Raw genomic sequence first — 18,525 nt, forward strand, 5'->3', positions numbered from 1 at the left:
CAAAGCAATACTCATTGCGACTTCTTAATTTAAGAAAGCGCAAGGAACGTTTACCCTTGCGCTTATTATAATAAGTCAGACGTCGACTTTATCCAGCGGCCATGAATCAAACAGATAGCCGTCAAAATAAATATCGTCAACGTTCGAGAATTCCAGCAGACGTTGCTTAACGTTTTCCAGATGCTGCCACATTGCCAGCTTCGCCGCTCGGGCATCTTTTTTGATTAACGCGGCGAGGATCTGTTTGTGATCGCCCAACCACTCTTTGCGATACAGGCTGTCATCCAGATGGCTGTGCAACTGGATCCACATTGGATTGTTTTCCCGCCACTGCCAGGACTGACGGAATAACTCCACCAGCATGCTGTTATGCGTTGCTTCGGCAATGGCGAGATGGAACTGCATATCACCGCTTTCGCTGCTACCCGGCGCGCTGGAAGCCAGTTCACGCTCTTCCAGTTGCAATGCCTGACGCATTTTGACGATATCTTCGCGGGTAGCCTGCAAAGCGGCAAATTCCGCGATGTTACTTTCCAGTAACTGACGCGCCTGTAACAGCTCAAAAGGACCCGCATCATTACAGACGTTGGCATCCGAACTGTCTGTGTTGTGGCTGCCTGAGCTATCAAGAACATAGATACCGGCACCCCGGCGCACTTCCACCAGCCCTTTGATCTCCAGCATGATCAGCGCTTCACGTACCACCGTCCGCGTGACATCAAGCATTTCTGCAATTTCACGCTCCGGCGGCAGCCGTTCGCCAGGATTGTACGGCGTCTTTATGATCAGATCGCGGATCATCGCCCCGACTTCCTGGTAAGGTCTTTGCGCAGAGGTGGCAGATTTCATGGTGTTGTGTCCGTTAGGTGCGGTTAATCAAATTTTTGCCGGATGCGGCGTGAACGCCTTATCCGGCCTACAACGGGCAATTTTACGGCCCCTGTTAATCTCAAACTATACCATTAGCACTGGAAGTTGGCACGTACAGGTGGGCAAAAAAACGAAAACTGGTCAACCAAATATCAGTTTGATTGACCAGTAAGTCTGTAGGGTAATCAGTTAGTTACAGCGCAGCCACACACTCGCGCGCACCGCGTTCGCACAGCTGCTGATATGCCGCCGTCACCGCGCCAACAAAGTCGGCATTCTGCGGCAGATCATCGGCAAAAATACCGCTCAGGCCTAGCAGCGCTTTCACGCGGTCTGCGCCCTGATACTGCGCGTTAATCTTCTGGAACTCGGCCAGCATCGGGTCGACCACGTCAATGGCATTACCCTGCTCATCCACGCCCTGGGTGTAACGCATCCAGCCAGCCACGCCCAGCGCCAGGTGACGCCAGCTGCCGCCGTTTTGCAGGTGCAGACGCACCGGGTCCAGCAGACGCTGCGGTAACTTCTGGCTGCCGTCCATCGCAATCTGCCAGGTACGGTGACGCAGAGACGGGTTGCTGAAACGCTCGATCAGCAGCGTCGCATAGGCGTTCAGGTCCGTACCTTCCGGCATCGACAGCGTTGGCGCTTGTTCCTGCATCATCAGGGCAAAGGCCGCTTTGCGATAATCCGGGTTAGTCATGGTGTCGGCAATAGTTTCATAGCCGCCGAGGTAACCGAGGTACGCCAGGAAAGAGTGGCTACCGTTCAGCATACGCAGCTTCATCATTTCGAACGGCACAACGTCTGCAACGAACTGTGCGCCCACTTTATCCCAGTCCGGGCGACCATTAACGAAATTATCTTCAATCACCCACTGACGGAACGGTTCGCAGGCAATGGCGCACGGGTCGTAAACGCCCAGCTGGTCAGCAATTTCCTGTAAGGTTTCTGGCGTCGCCGCCGGAACGATGCGGTCAACCATGGTGCACGGGAAGGTGACGTTCTCTTCAATCCATGCCGCTAGCTGCGGGTCACGCGCCTGAGCCAGCCCCAGTACCGCGACCTTCGCCACATGACCGTTTTCACGCACGTTATCGCAGGACATCACCGTAAATGCTTTCAGCCCTTTTTCACGACGCAGACGCAAGGCTTCGACGATGTAACCAATCGCGGACTTCGGCGCAGTCGGGTTTTCCAGATCGTGCTTGATCAGCGGGTTATTGAGATCCAGTTGACCGCTTGCCGCATCAGCGCAGTAGCCTTTTTCCGTGACCGTCAGAGAGACAATCGCCGTTTGCGGACGCGCCATCGCGTTGAGAATACCTTCGCAGCCGTCGATTTCCGGGTGCAGCGCTTCTTTCATCGAACCGATAATTTTCAGCTCGGTGCTTTCCGCGCCTTTTTCCGCCACGGTGTACAGCAGTTGCTGTTTTTTCAGGTTTTCGATCAGCACGCGGTCGTTGCCTGGCATCAGGTTAACTTCGCAGATACCCCAGTCGCTGTCGGTGCTTTCCAGCAGATGATGGGTGTACAGCGCCTGGTGCGCACGGTGAAACGCCCCGCAACCGAGATGCACAATGCGTGATTCCAGACGAGAATGATCCCATGACGGGCGGGCAACCGGCAGATTGCTGTCAACAATAGTAGTCATCGTAAACTCCAGAATCCGTCTTCAGAGAGTGACGGCAAGGAAGAAGGAACCGGCACGGCGCGCAGCCATGCCGGTGGATATTAACGGCTAAAGAAAGCGCGCTGGATCGCCAGTTCGACACCGCGAACTTCGGCCAGGCCTTTCAGACGACCAATTGCGGAGTAACCTGGGTTGGTTTTCTTCTTCAGGTCGTCCAGCATCTGATGACCGTGGTCCGGACGCATCGGGATCAGGTCTTCTTTGCCTTCCGCTTTACGACGGTGTTCTTCTTCAACAATCGCTTTCACCACTTCGTACATATCAACGTCACCGTTCAGGTGCGCCGCTTCGTGGAAGGTTTTCGGGTTATCTTCACGCATGGTGGAGCGCAGATGGGTGAAGTAAATACGCGGACCGAACTGCTTGATCATATCAACCAGATCGTTGTCAGCACGCACGCCGTAGGAACCGGTGCACATGGTGAAACCGTTCGCCATGCTATTTACGGTATCAACCATCCACTGCATATCTTCAATGGTAGAAACAATGCGCGGCAGGCCGAGGATTGGGCGCGGCGGATCGTCCGGGTGAACAGCCATACGCACGCCAACTTCTTCGGCAACCGGAATAATCGCCTTCAGGAAGACGGCAAAGTTTTCGCGCAGTTTGGCTTTGTCGATATCTTTGTACAGCTCCAGGTGCTTACGGAACTGGTCGAGGGTGTACCCTTCTTCCGCGCCCGGCAGACCGGCAATGATGTTACGGGTCAGACGCGCTTTGTCTTCGTCGCTCATAGTGGCGAAGCGTTCAGCTGCCTGAGCAATTTCTTCTTCGGTGTAATCCGCTTCCGCACCTGGGCGTTTCAGGATATGCATTTCGAATGCAGCGAATTCGATCTGGTCGAAGCGCAGAGCTTTGGAGCCGTCTGGCAGCACGTATTCGAGGTCAGTACGGGTCCAGTCGAGCACCGGCATGAAGTTGTAGCACACGGTGCGAATACCGCACTGCGCCAGGTTGCGCAGAGTCTGCTGATAGTTAGCGATCCACTGCTCATAGTTGCCAGTGTGGGTTTTGATATCTTCGTGAATTGGCACGCTTTCTACGACAGACCACACCAGGCCTGCATCTTCAACGATAGCCTTGCGTTTGAGGATCTCTTCTACGGACCATACTTCACCGTTCGGGATATGGTGCAAAGCGGTAACCACGCCAGTCGCGCCCGCCTGACGGACATCAGCTAAAGAAACCGGATCGTTTGGGCCGTACCAGCGCCAGGTCTGTTCCATGATTTTTCCTCTTTCACATAGTGGGTTCCACAGCAAAGAGACGCGGAACCCTGGAGTTGTTTAGGTATCCGGATGAACAACCAGACCGCAGCCGTGGCGTTGCATCGGATGAGATGGCGTATAAGTTCTACCTTTTGGTAAGACATGTCAACCCGAATTCTGAAATTGGTTAACCACATCACAAGAATTTCACTCTCCTGGTTGTTGCTGCAAATTGCAGCAAAAGGTAATCGATGGTTATTGATCAGAGGATGTGACATTCATCGCAACAATGGTTGACCAATTTACATAACATGTCGCCCAAAATAACAACGGTTCAACCAGGTAAGGTAAAACGTTATGCATGTGCTTAACATTCTCTGGGTGGTATTCGGCATTGGTCTGATGCTGGTACTGAATTTGAAGTTCAAAATCAATTCAATGGTGGCCTTGTTGGTGGCGGCGCTGTCCGTCGGGATGCTGGCGGGCATGGATTTGATGTCGCTGCTGCACACCATGAAAGCGGGCTTCGGCAACACGCTGGGGGAACTGGCTATCATCGTGGTGTTCGGTGCGGTCATCGGTAAATTGATGGTCGACTCCGGCGCGGCTCACCAGATAGCGCATACGCTGCTGGCACGTCTCGGTCTGCGTTATGTACAGCTGTCGGTGATTATCATCGGCCTGATTTTCGGTCTGGCGATGTTCTATGAAGTGGCCTTTATCATGTTAGCACCGCTGGTTATTGTTATTGCCGCCGAAGCTAAAATTCCGTTCCTGAAACTGGCGATCCCGGCAGTAGCAGCTGCCACTACCGCACATTCACTGTTCCCACCGCAGCCGGGTCCGGTGGCGCTGGTGAATGCTTATGGCGCGGATATGGGGATGGTTTATATCTATGGCGTACTGGTGACGATCCCAAGTGTCATCTGCGCAGGTCTGATCCTGCCGAAGTTCCTCGGCAATCTTGAGCGCCCAACGCCATCATTCCTGAAAGCAGATCAACCGGTAGATATGAATAATCTGCCCTCTTTCGGCGTTTCGATTCTGGTGCCGTTGATCCCGGCGATCATTATGATCTCTACCACCATCGCCAATATCTGGCTGGTAAAAGATACCCCTGCGTGGGAAGTGGTTAACTTTATCGGTTCCTCGCCGATTGCAATGTTTATTGCGATGGTGGTTGCATTCGTACTCTTTGGCACCGCGCGCGGGCACGATATGCAGTGGGTAATGAACGCTTTTGAAAGCGCGGTGAAAAGCATTGCAATGGTGATTCTGATCATCGGTGCAGGTGGCGTGCTGAAGCAGACCATCATCGACACCGGCATCGGCGACACCATCGGCATGCTGATGTCCCACGGCAATATCTCGCCCTACATCATGGCATGGCTGATCACCGTACTGATTCGTCTGGCGACGGGTCAGGGTGTGGTTTCAGCGATGACCGCCGCCGGGATTATCAGTGCAGCAATCCTTGATCCAGCAACTGGTCAGCTGGTTGGCGTGAATCCGGCGCTGCTGGTACTGGCGACGGCTGCGGGTTCCAACACCCTCACCCACATTAACGATGCCTCATTCTGGTTGTTCAAAGGTTACTTTGACCTGTCAGTAAAAGACACGTTGAAAACCTGGGGTCTGCTGGAGCTGGTCAACTCCGTGGTTGGGCTGATTATTGTGCTGATTATTAGCATGGTAGCGTAAAAGAGCACCTGAGCCTGCCATTGGCAGGCTCTGTTCGGATTGTCGGTAAAGTGCGCTTTGTTTATGCCAGATGCGACGCTGACGCGTCTTATCTGGCCTACAAAGGGCTAACGTGCAGGTTTTAGCTTCAGGTAATATTGCGTACCTGCATTAGCAATGCCCTGTGATTTCTTTATTGATAAACAAAAGTCACGGCAATAATCGATTGCACATTCCCTGCAGTCACCTGCCCTCCGGTACGTGCGTAATTTGCCGTTAATCCCAGACTTACCGCCGAAGTCCCTACTGCTCCTAACGATACCGTGTTATTCGCTGGAATAATCGTACCGTTGCGCGTCAACTGTACGCCGACGCCCTGTGCAGGTGAAAACGACGCGGTATTGGTGAAAATCGAGTTGCCCGCATCTGCGGTTGTGCCGGAGAGGTAATACCCCAGGTTTTGGCTTTTCGCACAATAAACGGTAAGAGGAATCGGCACTGAACCAGGGTAGTCCGGCAGAGTAACGGTGACATCACGAGCAGAAACATCGCAGCCGCCAGTGGGCACCACCACATCATTATTGGCGTAAATATTCCACACAAACTGGAAATCATCGCTGTTATAGTTGTTGGTCTGTCGCAAAATAAGCACGGCAATTAATGAGCCAGCTTTAATCACCACCCCGCCCGCACTGCTCACAGGCGTCAAATAAAGCGCCACCGGCCACGGCTTATCCGTTCTCGAATTATAAACAACCCGCGGCGTTTCACTGGTGGTCGGAAATGGATAGCTACTGCCACTATATTTTACGGTCCCGGAAAAATTAGATAACACGCCGCCATAAGCCGAGCCTCGTTGCAGTGTGACATAATCTGTAATGGTTTCCGGGTAATCGTTATGGCAAAAGATTTGCGTCGAAAGATCCACGACCAGGTTTTGCCCCACATTCACGGCGGGCGCAAGGTTTACATAAACATTGGCGCTGCCACCGCCAATAGGGATAGCGGTGCCATTGGCGGTTTTACAGGCGAATGACCAGGCATTTACCGACCAGCCCATCAGCAGTACAGCAAACAGGTTAATAACTCGTTTCATTACAATCATCTCTTCGGCTTCAGCTGTAGGTATAGGTGATGCTAATCACTGCCTGAATGGTTCCCTGAGTGGCTCCGCCATTTACCGTCAATGCTCTGACCTGTAACGGGAAGTGCGCTGATTGTGAGGAATCATCCACCTGAACTGTTTTGGTTGCGCCACTATTCAATGTGTTGCCACTGTCATCCTGTAGCTCTAACTGGATGTTTTGCGCGGTCCCCTGGTTTTTATAATATCCGGTACTGTCGGCTGCCCCGCTGAAGCTGGCAGTGACCCTCGACGTTCCCACCGGACAATTAGTCAACTCAAGCGCAACATCATGCCAGGCCGATGCCGCCCCGGCAGACATCAGACTGAAAGAATAAAGATCGCCGAGATCTACCGTGGCATTGGTGGTGGAAACCGTGCACGGTTTGGCGACGACCTTACCGTTCACCGTGATGGTGACATCGGCTGCCTGTATCGTCGCACTTGCGAGCGCCAATATTGCCGCCAATACATACCCACGTTTGCACCATTTCATGAGCCTCTCCAGTTACTGATATTCAAGAGTGAAGGTAGCCGTGGCATTGATATGCCCCGCAGTGACAGGCACCTGTGTCGCCATTAGCCGGGCGTAAAAATTCAGCGTATTTGGTTTACCCGGCGTCAGGGTCGTCCACGAAATCGCGGACGATGGGGCATTAATGGGTATCTGATTTTGTTGCTCATTCAGAAGCTGTATTCCCAGTCCCGCAACCGCTGACACCGTATTTTCAAGTGCAAGCAGGTTGGCATTGTGGCTATCTGCAACACCGGTAAACCCAACTTTTACGGCAGAAACGGCATTACCACAGGGTGACAGCAAAATACGAAATGGAACGACAGGAGTCGTCGCGCCAATGTTGTTAAATTGCTTCGCCGCGTTTTCCATCAGATCAACAGTAAAATTGGTTGATTCAGCGGCCACACTACAGCCGTTATCTCTGACATAGCCGCGGATAGTAATCGTGCTATCCGCAGCCAAAGCGTGACTTACCGCCAGCCACAAAAAAGCGCACAGAAGATAAAAAGGTTTGTTTCTCATCACGCCCCCTTAACGACATTCAGCTGATAGCTGAGTTAATAACTGCTGCTGACTCTCTGGTGGCAGTTGATAATTGGCGACACAGTGAGCATTTTCCTCTTCTCCCCATTTCACCTGAACTTTTCCCGCTAAAGGCATTCCGCTGAGGTAAACCTGACCATTATCCGCAACAATGCCGCTACTCTGGCTACTCTCTGATGTCACCATCGCCCCAAACGGCAGCGGCTTATTATTGTGGGTTAGCGTCATGAGCAGTTTTATCCCAACGCGCGCTTTAAACTCTGCTCGCACGATCGCCCCACGGGTGGGAACAACGTTAGCGACCGCGTTATCTAAATCGACGTTATCAGCCAGGGTATTGGTATCCAGCGCTACTCTGTTCTCCCGATATTCAGTGGCATAAGGCAGCACGGCATAACCGCGCCAGTCGGTACGCACCCCCGTCTGGTTTTCGACTTTTGCATCTTTTGCGCCAGGCGCTTTAACAAGCACCACCGTATCGTTTAACGGCTGCCCCAGCGTTACGCCATTGGCATGAGCCAGTACCCCACCGCTGACTCCGTAATAGAGCTGCTTAATATCATCGCTATGGCTGTAACCGATGTTGGCATTGCCGTAACCACCGCGATAATTCAGCGTGGCGTAGCCTGTACTTCCGCTATTACCATCACCTCCCCCGGCGTAACCGGTTTGCACGCTATAGCTGAGGTTGTTGTCTTCCAGCAACGTACCGTATACACCGACCAGATTGGTCATCCGACCGTTGAGATCGTGTGACATGCTGTAACTGGCACTGGCATGTCGCCACTGAGATTTACTGTCAGAACGCAGCCAGTGGCTGAAAGGAATATTGACGTTAAGCGCTAACATCTGATCCCGTCCTTTTTGCCAGGCGTTTTTCGTCAGGCTATAGCTGAGCGTCCAGTTGATATCTTCGAATGCAGTATTTAAACCAGCCTGGAATTGCTCATCGACATTACTCGTTCCCCAATAAGTTTGATGGCTACCACTCAAATACAGTGTTGATGTGCGCCCGAGTTGCTGAGTAACGGTGAGTTGTAATTTCCCGCGTTTGTTATAAACGAGATTGTAATAGTCGGTGAATTTCGGCTTAACCTGAATAACACCATCCTGTGTTTCGATGTTGTAGCCATTCATTCGACTGTATGTTGTATCAGCGAAATTAAAATATCCGCTGGTCGAATAACGGTAACCCACTAACTGAATATTCGTGCCTGATTCATTGAGCGATTTGTTATAGAGAAAACGCACCGATTGTCCGTCATGCTGACTGTCATCGGGAAGTGTGGAATTAGCCTGCGTCATATCCACAGACAGAGCGCCCAGTGCCCCCATGTTTTTCCCGATACCGAAATTAAACGCACGATAACGATCCGCCAGTTGCGTTCCACCATATATTGTCCAGCCAGCCGGAAGGCCGTGGAGTAATGTACTCTGGAAAAAGCGGGGTTTTTCCTGCTGCGCATTTCCACTACGGTATTCTCCTGCCGTAATGGAATAACGAGTATGCCCTTCACGTTGCAAAAGCGGGACTGACGAATAGGGTACGGTAAAGATCTGCGTGCTGCCGTCAGCCTCTTTAATCGTTACCTGCAAGTCACCACTATTACCTGCGGCATAGATATCGTTGATGGTAAAAGGCCCCGGCGGCACCGTACTATTATAAATGTCATACCCATTTTGTTTAATAGTGACCTGTGCAGTACCACGAGCAATACCGTGGATCACCGGAGCAAATCCTCTTTGGCTATCGGGTAACATATTGTCATCTGAGGCCAATTGTGCGCCGCGAAAGTTAATACCATCGAAAATATCGCCCTGGGTATAACCATCACCCAGCGTCAGCCGGGAACGTAACGGAATTATGTCTCGCTCAAGCCAGGTATTGATATGCTGCCATTTATTTTTGCTACCTGATGAACTGTCGCTACTGTTATAACTCCAGGTGGTATTGTCGCGTAAACGCCACGCACCAATATTTAACCCACTCTGTAGGTTTAAATATGCATAATGGCTGTTACCCCCAATCCGATTCTGTACACTATTTCCGCTGAAATTATAATTGAGCAATCCGGCATTAATACCAGGATCTCATAACTCAGGAGGAATATAACCACGCGCGCGATTACTCATAAATGCCTGAGGGATCGTCAGGTTGAGTCGCTGCTGACCAACATCCAGATGCGCAGTAGCGTCATGGATCATTGAGGTTAATGGCACGCAGGCATCATCCGCCAGCAGATTCATACCGGAGACAGAAGCCGTATTCAGCTCCATACTTGCAAGTTGCGCGCGTGTCAGGCAGGGAACAATCCCTTGTTCACTGTCGCCCGTATTAAATGTGACATCACGCGTTGCCATATAACCATTATTCAAATAGATATCGACACGATACGTCCCTGGCGGTAATTCTTGCCCATTTTCAAAACGCGATAAATCGGCCACAGCCTGGGGATCATCCGCTAAAAAGCGCGGATTAAAATAGAGTTCGGCAGATGACAAAGGTGCCTGTGCGGCAAAAGCACAGGCGACAAAGAGCCGGACAAAAAAACCAGCCAAACGATGCTTACGAATATGCAAGCATTGTGTGTTTCGCTGGTAAAGTCTTAAATTCAGATATGACATTATTCCTCCGGTTTAAAATCACCCGGCAGTCAATTCTTTTTATTCAGGCGAAAAATCCCCCCTGCGTTATTCCATTACGCCCGTCATTTTGGGGGTAAGTGCGCCATAATCATTTATTGTTCGGTAAGTAATATTGCTTCCTGCATCAGAAGGCAATTTAACCGTGCTTTCGCCCATTGGAGGCACCAATGCATTTTCAAGAACCCGGGTTCCGGCATTCAACTCTGTTACCGTCAGGTAATAGGGTGTCGGGTTAATCAGAGTCAGAGAATTCGCGCTACGACGAAATCTTAATTTTTCTGCGGCCTGATCGGGTGGCAACGCTAATTTAGCCGGGCGATAGTACAGTTTAATGCGGCTGATAATTGCGAGCTGTAGCGTATTCTCAGTCAATTTTGATTTATCCATTGACGGAATCGCTTTAACGTTCATCCAGAATAAACTTTCCCGATCCTGTGGCAATTGGTTATTTGTTGCATCAAGAATACGTAAGGTATTCTCTTTTTTTCCCTTCATCGCAAACAGAGGTGGCGTCACGATAAAACGACCATCCTTTACACCATCGGCATTTTCCACCCATGATTGAATTAAATAGGTGCTATTTTCATCATTATTTGTCACGGCAAGTTGCACTTGTTTTTGCCCTGCCGGATAAATTACGCGAGTCGCACCTAAGGCCACTCCCGCTTCGGCGCGTCCGGCAACCATCATTGCCATGAACATCAGGATACCTGCCAGCAAGCAGAATGTTATTTCCTGCGATTTCCTTACATTGACGTTTTTATTACTCACTGTCCTGTTCCTGTTATCACATTATCTGCTGAACAATTACTGATAGGTTAAAGAGAACCAGGCCTGGGCATTGGCGATGCCGCCAGTAACCCGACGCCCGGTAGCACGATATTTGGCGATGAAATGTAGCGAAGTAGAGCCTGAGTAAAGCCGTTTCCAGTTTGCTGGAGGACGATTAATCGGTACGAGGTTTCCTTCATCATCAAACAACGCTACGCCAATATTGGTGGCTATCCCTGGCCCCTCTCCCACGGAAAGCACATCTGGATTTTTACCATCCGCGACACCGTGAAACGCCACACCCACACGTTCACTCACCACCGTGCTACATTCCCGTAAATGAATAACAAAAGGCACCGGTGCGCTATCTTCCCCTACCGCATGAAACCGGTTACTGCTGATTTGCCCCATATTGACCGTCATTTGTTTATCACCGGCTTCAATCCGGCAAGTTTCCGCAATAATGACGCCCTGAAATTGCATATTTCCGCCGGGCAGCGTGGTGTTCCATTTATTTCCGGCCAGAGCAAACATTGGCAGCAACGACGCTAATAGAAATAATCTCTTCCTTTTCATCGTTATTTTTATCGCACAAGGGTGGGCATCCCTGCCCGTAATGACGTCCCTGAACCTGGGTAGGTTATTGATACTGAACCTTGAAGGTCGCATCCGCATTAGCAGCACCCGGGGTTGCCTCGCCGATTGCATAATAACGCGCCTGGAACGGAATGGTGTTGGTACCGTTATTCAGGGTTGTTTGTGCACTAAATGTCGCACCGTCCAGCGTCAGCTCATTTCCTGTTCTGTCCAGTATCTGCACACCAACATTTGTTGCGCTACCCGCAGCTGAACTCTGCAGAGCCAGTACTTTAGGATGAGCACTGTCAATCGCAGTCCCCAAGAAGGCAACAGCGGCTTTTGTGGCAACACTGGTATCGCAATCATTCAGCTGAATGTTAAAACCGACAGCAGAGCTGGTTGCTCCAGTCTGCTTCAGACTAGCGGTACGAACCTGGCCCAACTGAACGGTTTGATCAACAGAGCCTGCATCAACTGCGCAAGCGGCGTTAACAACTTCCCCTTTAAAGTGAACGGTCCCACCATTTACCGTCGTGGGTGTAGTTTCAGCCAGAGCCGCTGTAGAACTCAGGGACAGAGCCGACAGAACAACAATTGCCAGAGTTTTAATTTTCATACTGCTTTCCTTTCAAAAAACTATTTCTAAATCGACATGGGCAGTCGTTCCGTACACTTTGTTTTGTCAACGAGTTTGACTGCCAACACTGCACAGTTTCCCCCCAAAAGATGAAACATTTGGGGCCATTTTGACTCATAGAGGAAAGCATCGCGCACAAACTTTTTCAGTTTATTTGTTGGCTTTATATTCTATTGTTATCTTTATTTATAGATTTTTATATTGCATGAGGTGGTTTTTGGAGAGAAGAATGAGGAAGTTGCTTCGAGACACAGAAACGTTAGCTTTACATTTAGCGGAGGTGATGTGAAATTAATTTACAAGAGAAATGATTTACATATCAAACAGTTAGATGCTTTTTGTCGTTTTATAATATTTTTATGCTTGAGAAAAAATACGTAACTTATTTATGATATGGACAGTTTTGGCCCCAATTGTCTTGTATTTATTTGTTTTTTACCTTTACTATCAATAAGTTAAATTAAACCTCTTCTCTTTTTAATTTTTCGTTTATAAGATTATTTCTTTCCCATAATCCGGCAAAACGAGCAGCATTACTGGCGGTATAACGCACAGTATGGCGAATATTTCGATGCCCGAGATAATCCTGAATTAAACGGGTATCTGCACCACGCTCCGCCAGTTCATAACCGCAAGCATGCCTTAACATATGAGGATGAGTCTGCGTTACGGTTCCAGCTTCAATACCGGCATCGCGAATAATGCGATAGGCCTGCTGGCGAGAAAGCCGACTCCCGCGGCGAGAAATAAATATAGCGTCGGTCCGGTCAGCGCCTTTCCAGTTAGCACGTTCCTGGGTCCAGCGTTCCACGGCTTCACGCTCATCAAAACGTAACGGGTGAACGGTAGAAAATCCGTTCTTCAGTCGGCGAATATTTATTCGACCTTCATTAAGGTCAAGGTCCTGATAATGCAGATCAAGCAGTTCACTAATACGCATCCCATGCCGATATGCCAACAGAATAAGACAATAATCTCTGGCTCCCGTTGCCCCGTAACAAACCGCCTGCATCATGGCCTGAACTTCTTTACCGGTAAGATAACGACGTTTACTCACAATAGTAGTACTCCTGACTGAGATATATTTGAATGAATACCTATAGGAAACCTCAATCGGTCAAAATTAGCCCAATAGATAAAAAGATAACCACACACGAAGTGATGTGGCTATCAGTCAATTACATTAAATATCATACAAAAATAAAATATCACTGATGTGATAACATCTATTTTCATTGATTTGATTCAATATAACAATAGATTGCAGTGGATTAACTTCCAGTTGCTTAAAAAATAAAGAAAAAATGTGAAAACAGATGAATTTAAGTGATGTGTAAATTTATGAATGATTTTGTTTATTTATTTTGAAGAACATAAACCATTGTATTTTGTATGGATATGGTTAACTTAATGTTTATTATTATAATTAAGAATCACACTTACAATAACATCAATTAATAAATGGTTAATCATTTTTGATATATCGTAAGAATAATGTAGTTTTTAACACCATCCCTGGTATCTCAACTATCTCTATAAAACAGCGTGACGCTGTCGTCCTCTGGCCCTATCCCAGATGCCGTAAAAACGCCCTGCATTGCTGGCGGTATACCAGACAGTATGACGAATATTGCGATGCCCAAGATAATCCTGGATAAGTCGCGTATCTATTCCCATATTCGCCAAAGCAAAACCACACGAATGGCGTAACATGTGCGGATGAATCTCCAGTGACAACCCGGCATTACCACCGGAAGTCGAGATAATATGGTAAAACTGTTGCCGAGAAAGCGGATTCCCCTTACGCGATAAAAATACCCATTCGCTCTCAGCATGCGGGTACGAAGTACGGATACTCAACCAGTTTTTTAAAGCCTGAACTTCTTTGTTCAATAGCGGGTGCGTTGTTGAAAAGCCTTTTTTTAATCGATGGATATAGATACACTTTGCCTTAAGATCAATATCCGAAATCCTCAATCGACAAATTTCACTCGCCCGGAAACCATGAATAAAACAAAGCAAAGTCAGACAATAATTACGTGCTGCATGAGGCCCGGTATTTGCTGCTTTAAGGAGTGATTCGATTTCACTATGGGTCAGGAAGTTCCTTTTTTTGTTATCAGCCTTATTCTTCATCGTTTTCCCTTATAATTACAGACGCGCACTAGCTGTGCTGGGTTAGCAATAATCCAACATTTTAATCCTGATTATGTTTATAAAAGCGAACGTTTGCTTAATAACTAACGTAAGTGGACCAGTTCTTCTGAGTGAACTTAAATGGAGTAGCGATAGTTACTTATAATAACTTTGCCATACAAACGCCATGCTCTTGCATGCTATGTACCTTTATATATTTATAAATCTGATACGAATCGAATAATAACCCTCATCATTAATGCAACTAATCTTATCTATATATCATGTGATATGTTCTGTAACAAGTAAAATCAACATAAAAAATTCAGCAAAATTTAATATTCGTTCAACTAGCCGTCTCACATATGACATTATTAGTCAACTGCATTTGCCACAAAATGGCTATTTCATGGAACGCAGTAATTTCTTAGTGGCTATTATCATGCTAATTCTTAGATCCCTAGCGATTATTCCTGCCTGGTTCGTCAGCTTAGGCCATGAGATTGTTACATTCCCTTTTATCCTGGAGATATGGGGGAACGCAGGCGACGCTTTTTCATCTACATCCGTTGGTAACTATGGCTTTGGTCACTACGACTTAAACCTTCCTCAATCACAGCTATTCGCCGGGCGATACGGCAAACAAACTAAGTGAAACATCATCCTGAAAACACCAACATCAACAAGCCTCTCCAGATCGACATCAGGAGTGACCAGTTACAAGCCACAAACCAAGAAACATATTTCATGATGAGAATTATACTCAGCCTGATGGCGGGTAAACACTTATTTTCACCAAGCTCACTGAGTTAGCTTGCAAAGCTTTCTTTGTTTAGATTCTAAATAAATTATTTACAAAACAGATTGTTAAAAGAAAACCTTTAGTTTTTGAAGACCAATGCAAGTGTTCGTCTGGCTTCACATGGCATCTGCTTCTTAGGAAAAGATCGACATATTTTGTGACACGAATTGCAAATCTGGTTTTGTTGTATGGATTGCGTGATTTTTGATCTGGTATAACAGGTATAAAGGTGCACCGCGATAGTCAATGAGACTGGGCATCTCGTAATCTATGGCAAACATCACTTCAGTTCTTTCTCATCGGGTGATGAAAACGCACTTCAGTCTGAAAGGAATATGAAAATGAGATCAACAGACACTCTATTTTATGACTCTGGGTAAAATGGATTGAGTAAGCGATATAGCTTACGAAAATTCAAATCAATTAAACATCAGCAGAGATTTTATACTCAGGTATTTAATCTGGCCCTCTGTTTATTTAAATAATGTGGAAAGAGATTTTTCACAGGAGATATTATACAAAAAATATAAAATACAGCTACCGGTTGCCAAAGACACTATAAGCCTGGCAAAAAAATATTACACAACATAAATGCTAATTGTTTATGCGGGCTTTGTATTGCTTTCTGTATCCTACAAATGAGTGAAATTTATGAAAAAGGCTAAAATACTTTCTAGCGTATTATTACTGTGCTTTTCGTCCCCATTAATTTCTCAGGCTGCGACACTGGACGTACGTGGTGGATATCGTAGTGGAAGCCACGCCTATGAGACTCGACTCAAAGTCAGTGAGGGATGGCAAAATGGATGGTGGGCAAGCATGGAAAGTAATACCTGGAATACCATTCATGATAATAAAAAGGAAAATGCCGCACTCAATGATGTTCAGGTTGAAGTTAATTACGCGATTAAACTTGATGATCAATGGACGGTGCGCCCGGGAATGTTAACGCATTTTAGCAGCAATGGCACACGCTACGGACCCTACGTAAAACTGTCCTGGGACGCGACAAAAGATCTTAATTTTGGCATTCGCTATCGTTACGACTGGAAAGCTTACCGACAACAAGACTTATCTGGTGATATGTCTCGTGATAACGTTCATCGTTGGGATGGATATGTCACTTACCATATTAATAGTGATTTCACCTTCGCATGGCAAACGACGCTATACAGTAAACAGAACGATTATCGCTATGCAAACCATAAGAAATGGGCGACGGAAAATGCATTTGTTCTACAATACCATATGACGCCCGATATTACGCCATACATAGAATATGACTACCTTGACCGTCAGGGTGTTTACAACGGCAGAGATAATTTATCGGAAAACAGTTATCGCATTGGTGTGTCATTTAAACTGTAGTAGACAGGAGACAGTCACAATGAATAAAACAATAACGGCGCTTACTATCATAATGGCTTCATTTGCCGCAAACGCGTCTGTATTACCGGAAACTCCTGTGCCATTTAAAAGTGGTACCGGAGCAATTGATAACGACACTGTCTACATTGGTTTAGGTAGCGCAGGTACGGCATGGTACAAGCTGGATACACAGGCCAAAGATAAAAGATGGACAGCGTTAGCTGCATTCCCTGGCGGACCGAGAGATCAAGCAACCTCTGCATTTATTGATGGCAATCTGTATGTGTTTGGCGGCATTGGCAAAAACAGCGAGGGCTTGACTCAGGTATTTAATGACGTACACAAATACAACCCCAAAACCAATAGCTGGGTTAAATTGATGTCGCACGCGCCGATGGGCATGGCGGGCCATGTGACTTTTGTACACAACGGCAAGGCTTATGTTACTGGCGGTGTTAACCAGAATATCTTCAATGGCTATTTTGAAGATCTCAACGAAGCTGGAAAAGATTCAACCGCTATAGATAAAATCAACGCCTACTATTTTGACAAAAAAGCAGAAGATTATTTCTTCAATAAGTTTCTGTTGTCTTTTGATCCCTCAACACAGCAATGGAGTTACGCTGGCGAATCTCCCTGGTACGGAACGGCTGGTGCGGCGGTTGTGAATAAAGGTGATAAAACCTGGCTTATTAATGGCGAAGCCAAACCAGGATTGCGAACGGATGCCGTATTTGAACTTGACTTCACCGGTGATAATTTAAAATGGAATAAGCTTGATCCCGTCTCATCACCAGATGGCGTCGCTGGCGGTTTTGCGGGGATAAGCAATGATTCTCTTATATTTGCTGGAGGGGCCGGATTCAAAGGTTCACGAGAAAATTACCAGAACGGTAAGAACTATGCGCATGAAGGCCTGAAAAAATCATATAGCGTTGATATTCATCTTTGGTATAACGGGAAATGGGATAAATCGGGTGAATTATCGCAAGGTCGGGCCTACGGAGTATCATTGCCCTGGAATAATAGTTTATTAATTATTGGCGGTGAAACTGCAGGCGGCAAAGCAGTGATGGATTCAGTTTTAATTTCTGTGAAGGATAATAAAGTCACAGTACAAAACTAACGCTTCAGGGCCCCGGTAAAGGGGCCCTGCTATCAATTTGTCATTTCAATTACGCGAAATTTATATGAACGCAATAATATCGCCTGATTATTACTATATTCTTACCGTTGCTGGTCAGTCTAATGCCATGGCGTATGGCGAAGGACTGCCATTACCGGACAGGGAAGATGCGCCTCATCCCAGAATTAAACAATTAGCGAGATTTGCGCATACGCATCCCGGAGGCCCGTCATGTCACTTTAACGACATTATTCCACTGACTCACTGCCCACACGATGTTCAGGATATGCAGGGTTATCACCATCCTCTGGCAACGAATCATCAAACACAGTACGGCACCGTTGGCCAGGCACTGCATATAGCACGGAAATTACTGCCCTTTATTCCTGATAATGCAGGGGTTCTCATCGTTCCGTGTTGCCGTGGCGGATCGGCTTTTACCGCGGGCAGCGAAGGAACATATTCAGAACGGCACGGAGCCAGCCATGATGCTTGTCGTTGGGGAACGGATACTCCGCTATACCAGGATTTAGTCAGCAGAACGCGAGCCGCACTGGCAAAAAATCCGCATAACAAATTCCTCGGCGTATGCTGGATGCAAGGCGAATTTGACTTAATGACCAGTGACTACGCGTCACACCCTCAACACTTTAATCATATGGTTGAAGCCTTTCGTAGGGATCTAAAACAATACCATTCTCAGCTTAATAATATTACTGACGCACCGTGGTTTTGCGGCGATACCACCTGGTACTGGAAAGAAAATTTCCCTCATGCGTATGAAGTTATTTATGGCAATTATCAAAATAATGTTTTAGCCAATATT

General features: G+C 47.5%; 14 protein-coding genes and 2 pseudogenes. 4 read left to right on the forward strand and 12 right to left on the reverse strand.

Features of this window, described 5'->3' with window-relative positions; genetic code table 11:
• Positions 1-75: 75 nt before the first annotated feature.
• From uxuR to uxuA, 3 genes are all read right to left on the reverse strand, one after another.
• Positions 76-849, reverse strand: a complete 774-nt coding sequence (gene uxuR / locus BEB42_RS03670; protein WP_000833691.1) for a Uxu operon transcriptional regulator — start codon at positions 847-849, stop codon at positions 76-78.
• Between the two features lie 214 nt (positions 850-1,063).
• Positions 1,064-2,524: a fructuronate reductase gene (locus tag BEB42_RS03680; RefSeq protein ID WP_000208194.1), complete on the reverse strand. Its 1,461-nt coding sequence runs from the start codon at positions 2,522-2,524 to the stop codon at positions 1,064-1,066.
• Positions 2,525-2,604: 80 nt separating this feature from the next.
• Positions 2,605-3,789 (reverse strand): mannonate dehydratase, encoded by a 1,185-nt coding sequence (uxuA, locus tag BEB42_RS03685; RefSeq protein WP_000438582.1) that lies wholly within the window; start codon positions 3,787-3,789, stop codon positions 2,605-2,607.
• A 339-nt stretch (positions 3,790-4,128) separates the two neighbouring features.
• Between uxuA and gntP the strand changes: the two genes are divergently transcribed.
• Complete coding sequence (gntP, locus tag BEB42_RS03695; RefSeq protein ID WP_000558251.1) at positions 4,129-5,472, forward strand: gluconate permease GntP; 1,344 nt, start codon at positions 4,129-4,131, stop codon at positions 5,470-5,472.
• A 172-nt stretch (positions 5,473-5,644) separates the two neighbouring features.
• Here gntP and fimH read toward each other — a convergent pair whose 3' ends face one another.
• The 9 genes and pseudogenes from fimH to fimB form a co-directional block, all read right to left on the reverse strand.
• A complete protein-coding gene (fimH, locus tag BEB42_RS03700) occupies positions 5,645-6,547 on the reverse strand; it encodes a type 1 fimbria D-mannose specific adhesin FimH (RefSeq protein WP_001297233.1) in 903 nt (300 codons plus the stop codon).
• A gap of 19 nt (positions 6,548-6,566) precedes the next feature.
• On the reverse strand, positions 6,567-7,010 hold the full coding sequence (locus tag BEB42_RS03705) for a fimbrial protein (RefSeq protein ID WP_306234496.1): 444 nt from the start codon (positions 7,008-7,010) through the stop codon (positions 6,567-6,569).
• A 72-nt stretch (positions 7,011-7,082) separates the two neighbouring features.
• Complete coding sequence (gene fimF / locus BEB42_RS03710) at positions 7,083-7,613, reverse strand: type 1 fimbria minor subunit FimF (protein ID WP_001244828.1); 531 nt, start codon at positions 7,611-7,613, stop codon at positions 7,083-7,085.
• Between the two features lie 9 nt (positions 7,614-7,622).
• Positions 7,623-10,259, reverse strand: a pseudogene (gene fimD, locus BEB42_RS03715) (fimbrial usher FimD).
• Between the two features lie 66 nt (positions 10,260-10,325).
• On the reverse strand, positions 10,326-11,051 hold the full coding sequence (gene fimC / locus BEB42_RS03720) for a type 1 fimbria chaperone FimC (RefSeq protein ID WP_000066560.1): 726 nt from the start codon (positions 11,049-11,051) through the stop codon (positions 10,326-10,328).
• Positions 11,052-11,087: 36 nt separating this feature from the next.
• Positions 11,088-11,627, reverse strand: a complete 540-nt coding sequence (locus BEB42_RS03725; protein WP_000824114.1) for a fimbrial protein — start codon at positions 11,625-11,627, stop codon at positions 11,088-11,090.
• A 64-nt stretch (positions 11,628-11,691) separates the two neighbouring features.
• Positions 11,692-12,246 carry a type 1 fimbrial major subunit FimA gene (fimA, locus tag BEB42_RS03730; protein ID WP_000695589.1) on the reverse strand — a complete coding sequence of 185 codons (555 nt, stop codon included), beginning with the start codon at positions 12,244-12,246 and terminating at the stop codon, positions 11,692-11,694.
• Positions 12,247-12,727: 481 nt separating this feature from the next.
• Positions 12,728-13,324, reverse strand: coding sequence for a type 1 fimbria switch DNA invertase FimE (gene fimE / locus BEB42_RS03740; protein ID WP_000044711.1), 597 nt, complete (start codon positions 13,322-13,324; stop codon positions 12,728-12,730).
• 476 nt (positions 13,325-13,800) lie between these two features.
• Complete coding sequence (gene fimB / locus BEB42_RS03745; protein WP_000790583.1) at positions 13,801-14,403, reverse strand: type 1 fimbria switch DNA invertase FimB; 603 nt, start codon at positions 14,401-14,403, stop codon at positions 13,801-13,803.
• A gap of 1,453 nt (positions 14,404-15,856) precedes the next feature.
• Here fimB and nanC point away from each other — a divergent pair.
• The 3 genes and pseudogenes from nanC to BEB42_RS27180 form a co-directional block, all read left to right on the forward strand.
• Positions 15,857-16,573, forward strand: a complete 717-nt coding sequence (nanC, locus tag BEB42_RS03760; protein WP_001360088.1) for an N-acetylneuraminic acid outer membrane channel NanC — start codon at positions 15,857-15,859, stop codon at positions 16,571-16,573.
• Between the two features lie 19 nt (positions 16,574-16,592).
• Positions 16,593-17,699 (forward strand): N-acetylneuraminate epimerase, encoded by a 1,107-nt coding sequence (gene nanM / locus BEB42_RS03765; RefSeq protein WP_001353974.1) that lies wholly within the window; start codon positions 16,593-16,595, stop codon positions 17,697-17,699.
• Between the two features lie 286 nt (positions 17,700-17,985).
• Positions 17,986-18,330: pseudogene (locus tag BEB42_RS27180) on the forward strand (sialate O-acetylesterase); the annotation flags it as partial.
• Positions 18,331-18,525: the final 195 nt, after the last annotated feature.

This window comes from Escherichia sp. MOD1-EC5990, from assembly GCF_002965285.1.
In the GTDB taxonomy this organism is placed as follows: domain Bacteria; phylum Pseudomonadota; class Gammaproteobacteria; order Enterobacterales; family Enterobacteriaceae; genus Escherichia; species Escherichia coli_F.

What these genes read in the sequence shown, in the direction of transcription:
- uxuA (WP_000438582.1), bottom strand. Translation starts at nt 3,789, where the DNA reads ATGGAACAGACCTGGCGCTGGTACGGCCCAAACGATCCGGTTTCTTTA.
- fimF (WP_001244828.1), bottom strand. Translation starts at nt 7,613, where the DNA reads ATGAGAAACAAACCTTTTTATCTTCTGTGCGCTTTTTTGTGGCTGGCG.
- BEB42_RS03725 (WP_000824114.1), bottom strand. Translation starts at nt 11,627, where the DNA reads ATGAAAAGGAAGAGATTATTTCTATTAGCGTCGTTGCTGCCAATGTTT.
- fimB (WP_000790583.1), bottom strand. Translation starts at nt 14,403, where the DNA reads ATGAAGAATAAGGCTGATAACAAAAAAAGGAACTTCCTGACCCATAGT.
- nanC (WP_001360088.1), top strand. Translation starts at nt 15,857, where the DNA reads ATGAAAAAGGCTAAAATACTTTCTAGCGTATTATTACTGTGCTTTTCG.
- nanM (WP_001353974.1), top strand. Translation starts at nt 16,593, where the DNA reads ATGAATAAAACAATAACGGCGCTTACTATCATAATGGCTTCATTTGCC.
- BEB42_RS03680 (WP_000208194.1), bottom strand. Translation starts at nt 2,524, where the DNA reads ATGACTACTATTGTTGACAGCAATCTGCCGGTTGCCCGCCCGTCATGG.
- fimA (WP_000695589.1), bottom strand. Translation starts at nt 12,246, where the DNA reads ATGAAAATTAAAACTCTGGCAATTGTTGTTCTGTCGGCTCTGTCCCTG.
- fimH (WP_001297233.1), bottom strand. Translation starts at nt 6,547, where the DNA reads ATGAAACGAGTTATTAACCTGTTTGCTGTACTGCTGATGGGCTGGTCG.
- gntP (WP_000558251.1), top strand. Translation starts at nt 4,129, where the DNA reads ATGCATGTGCTTAACATTCTCTGGGTGGTATTCGGCATTGGTCTGATG.
- uxuR (WP_000833691.1), bottom strand. Translation starts at nt 849, where the DNA reads ATGAAATCTGCCACCTCTGCGCAAAGACCTTACCAGGAAGTCGGGGCG.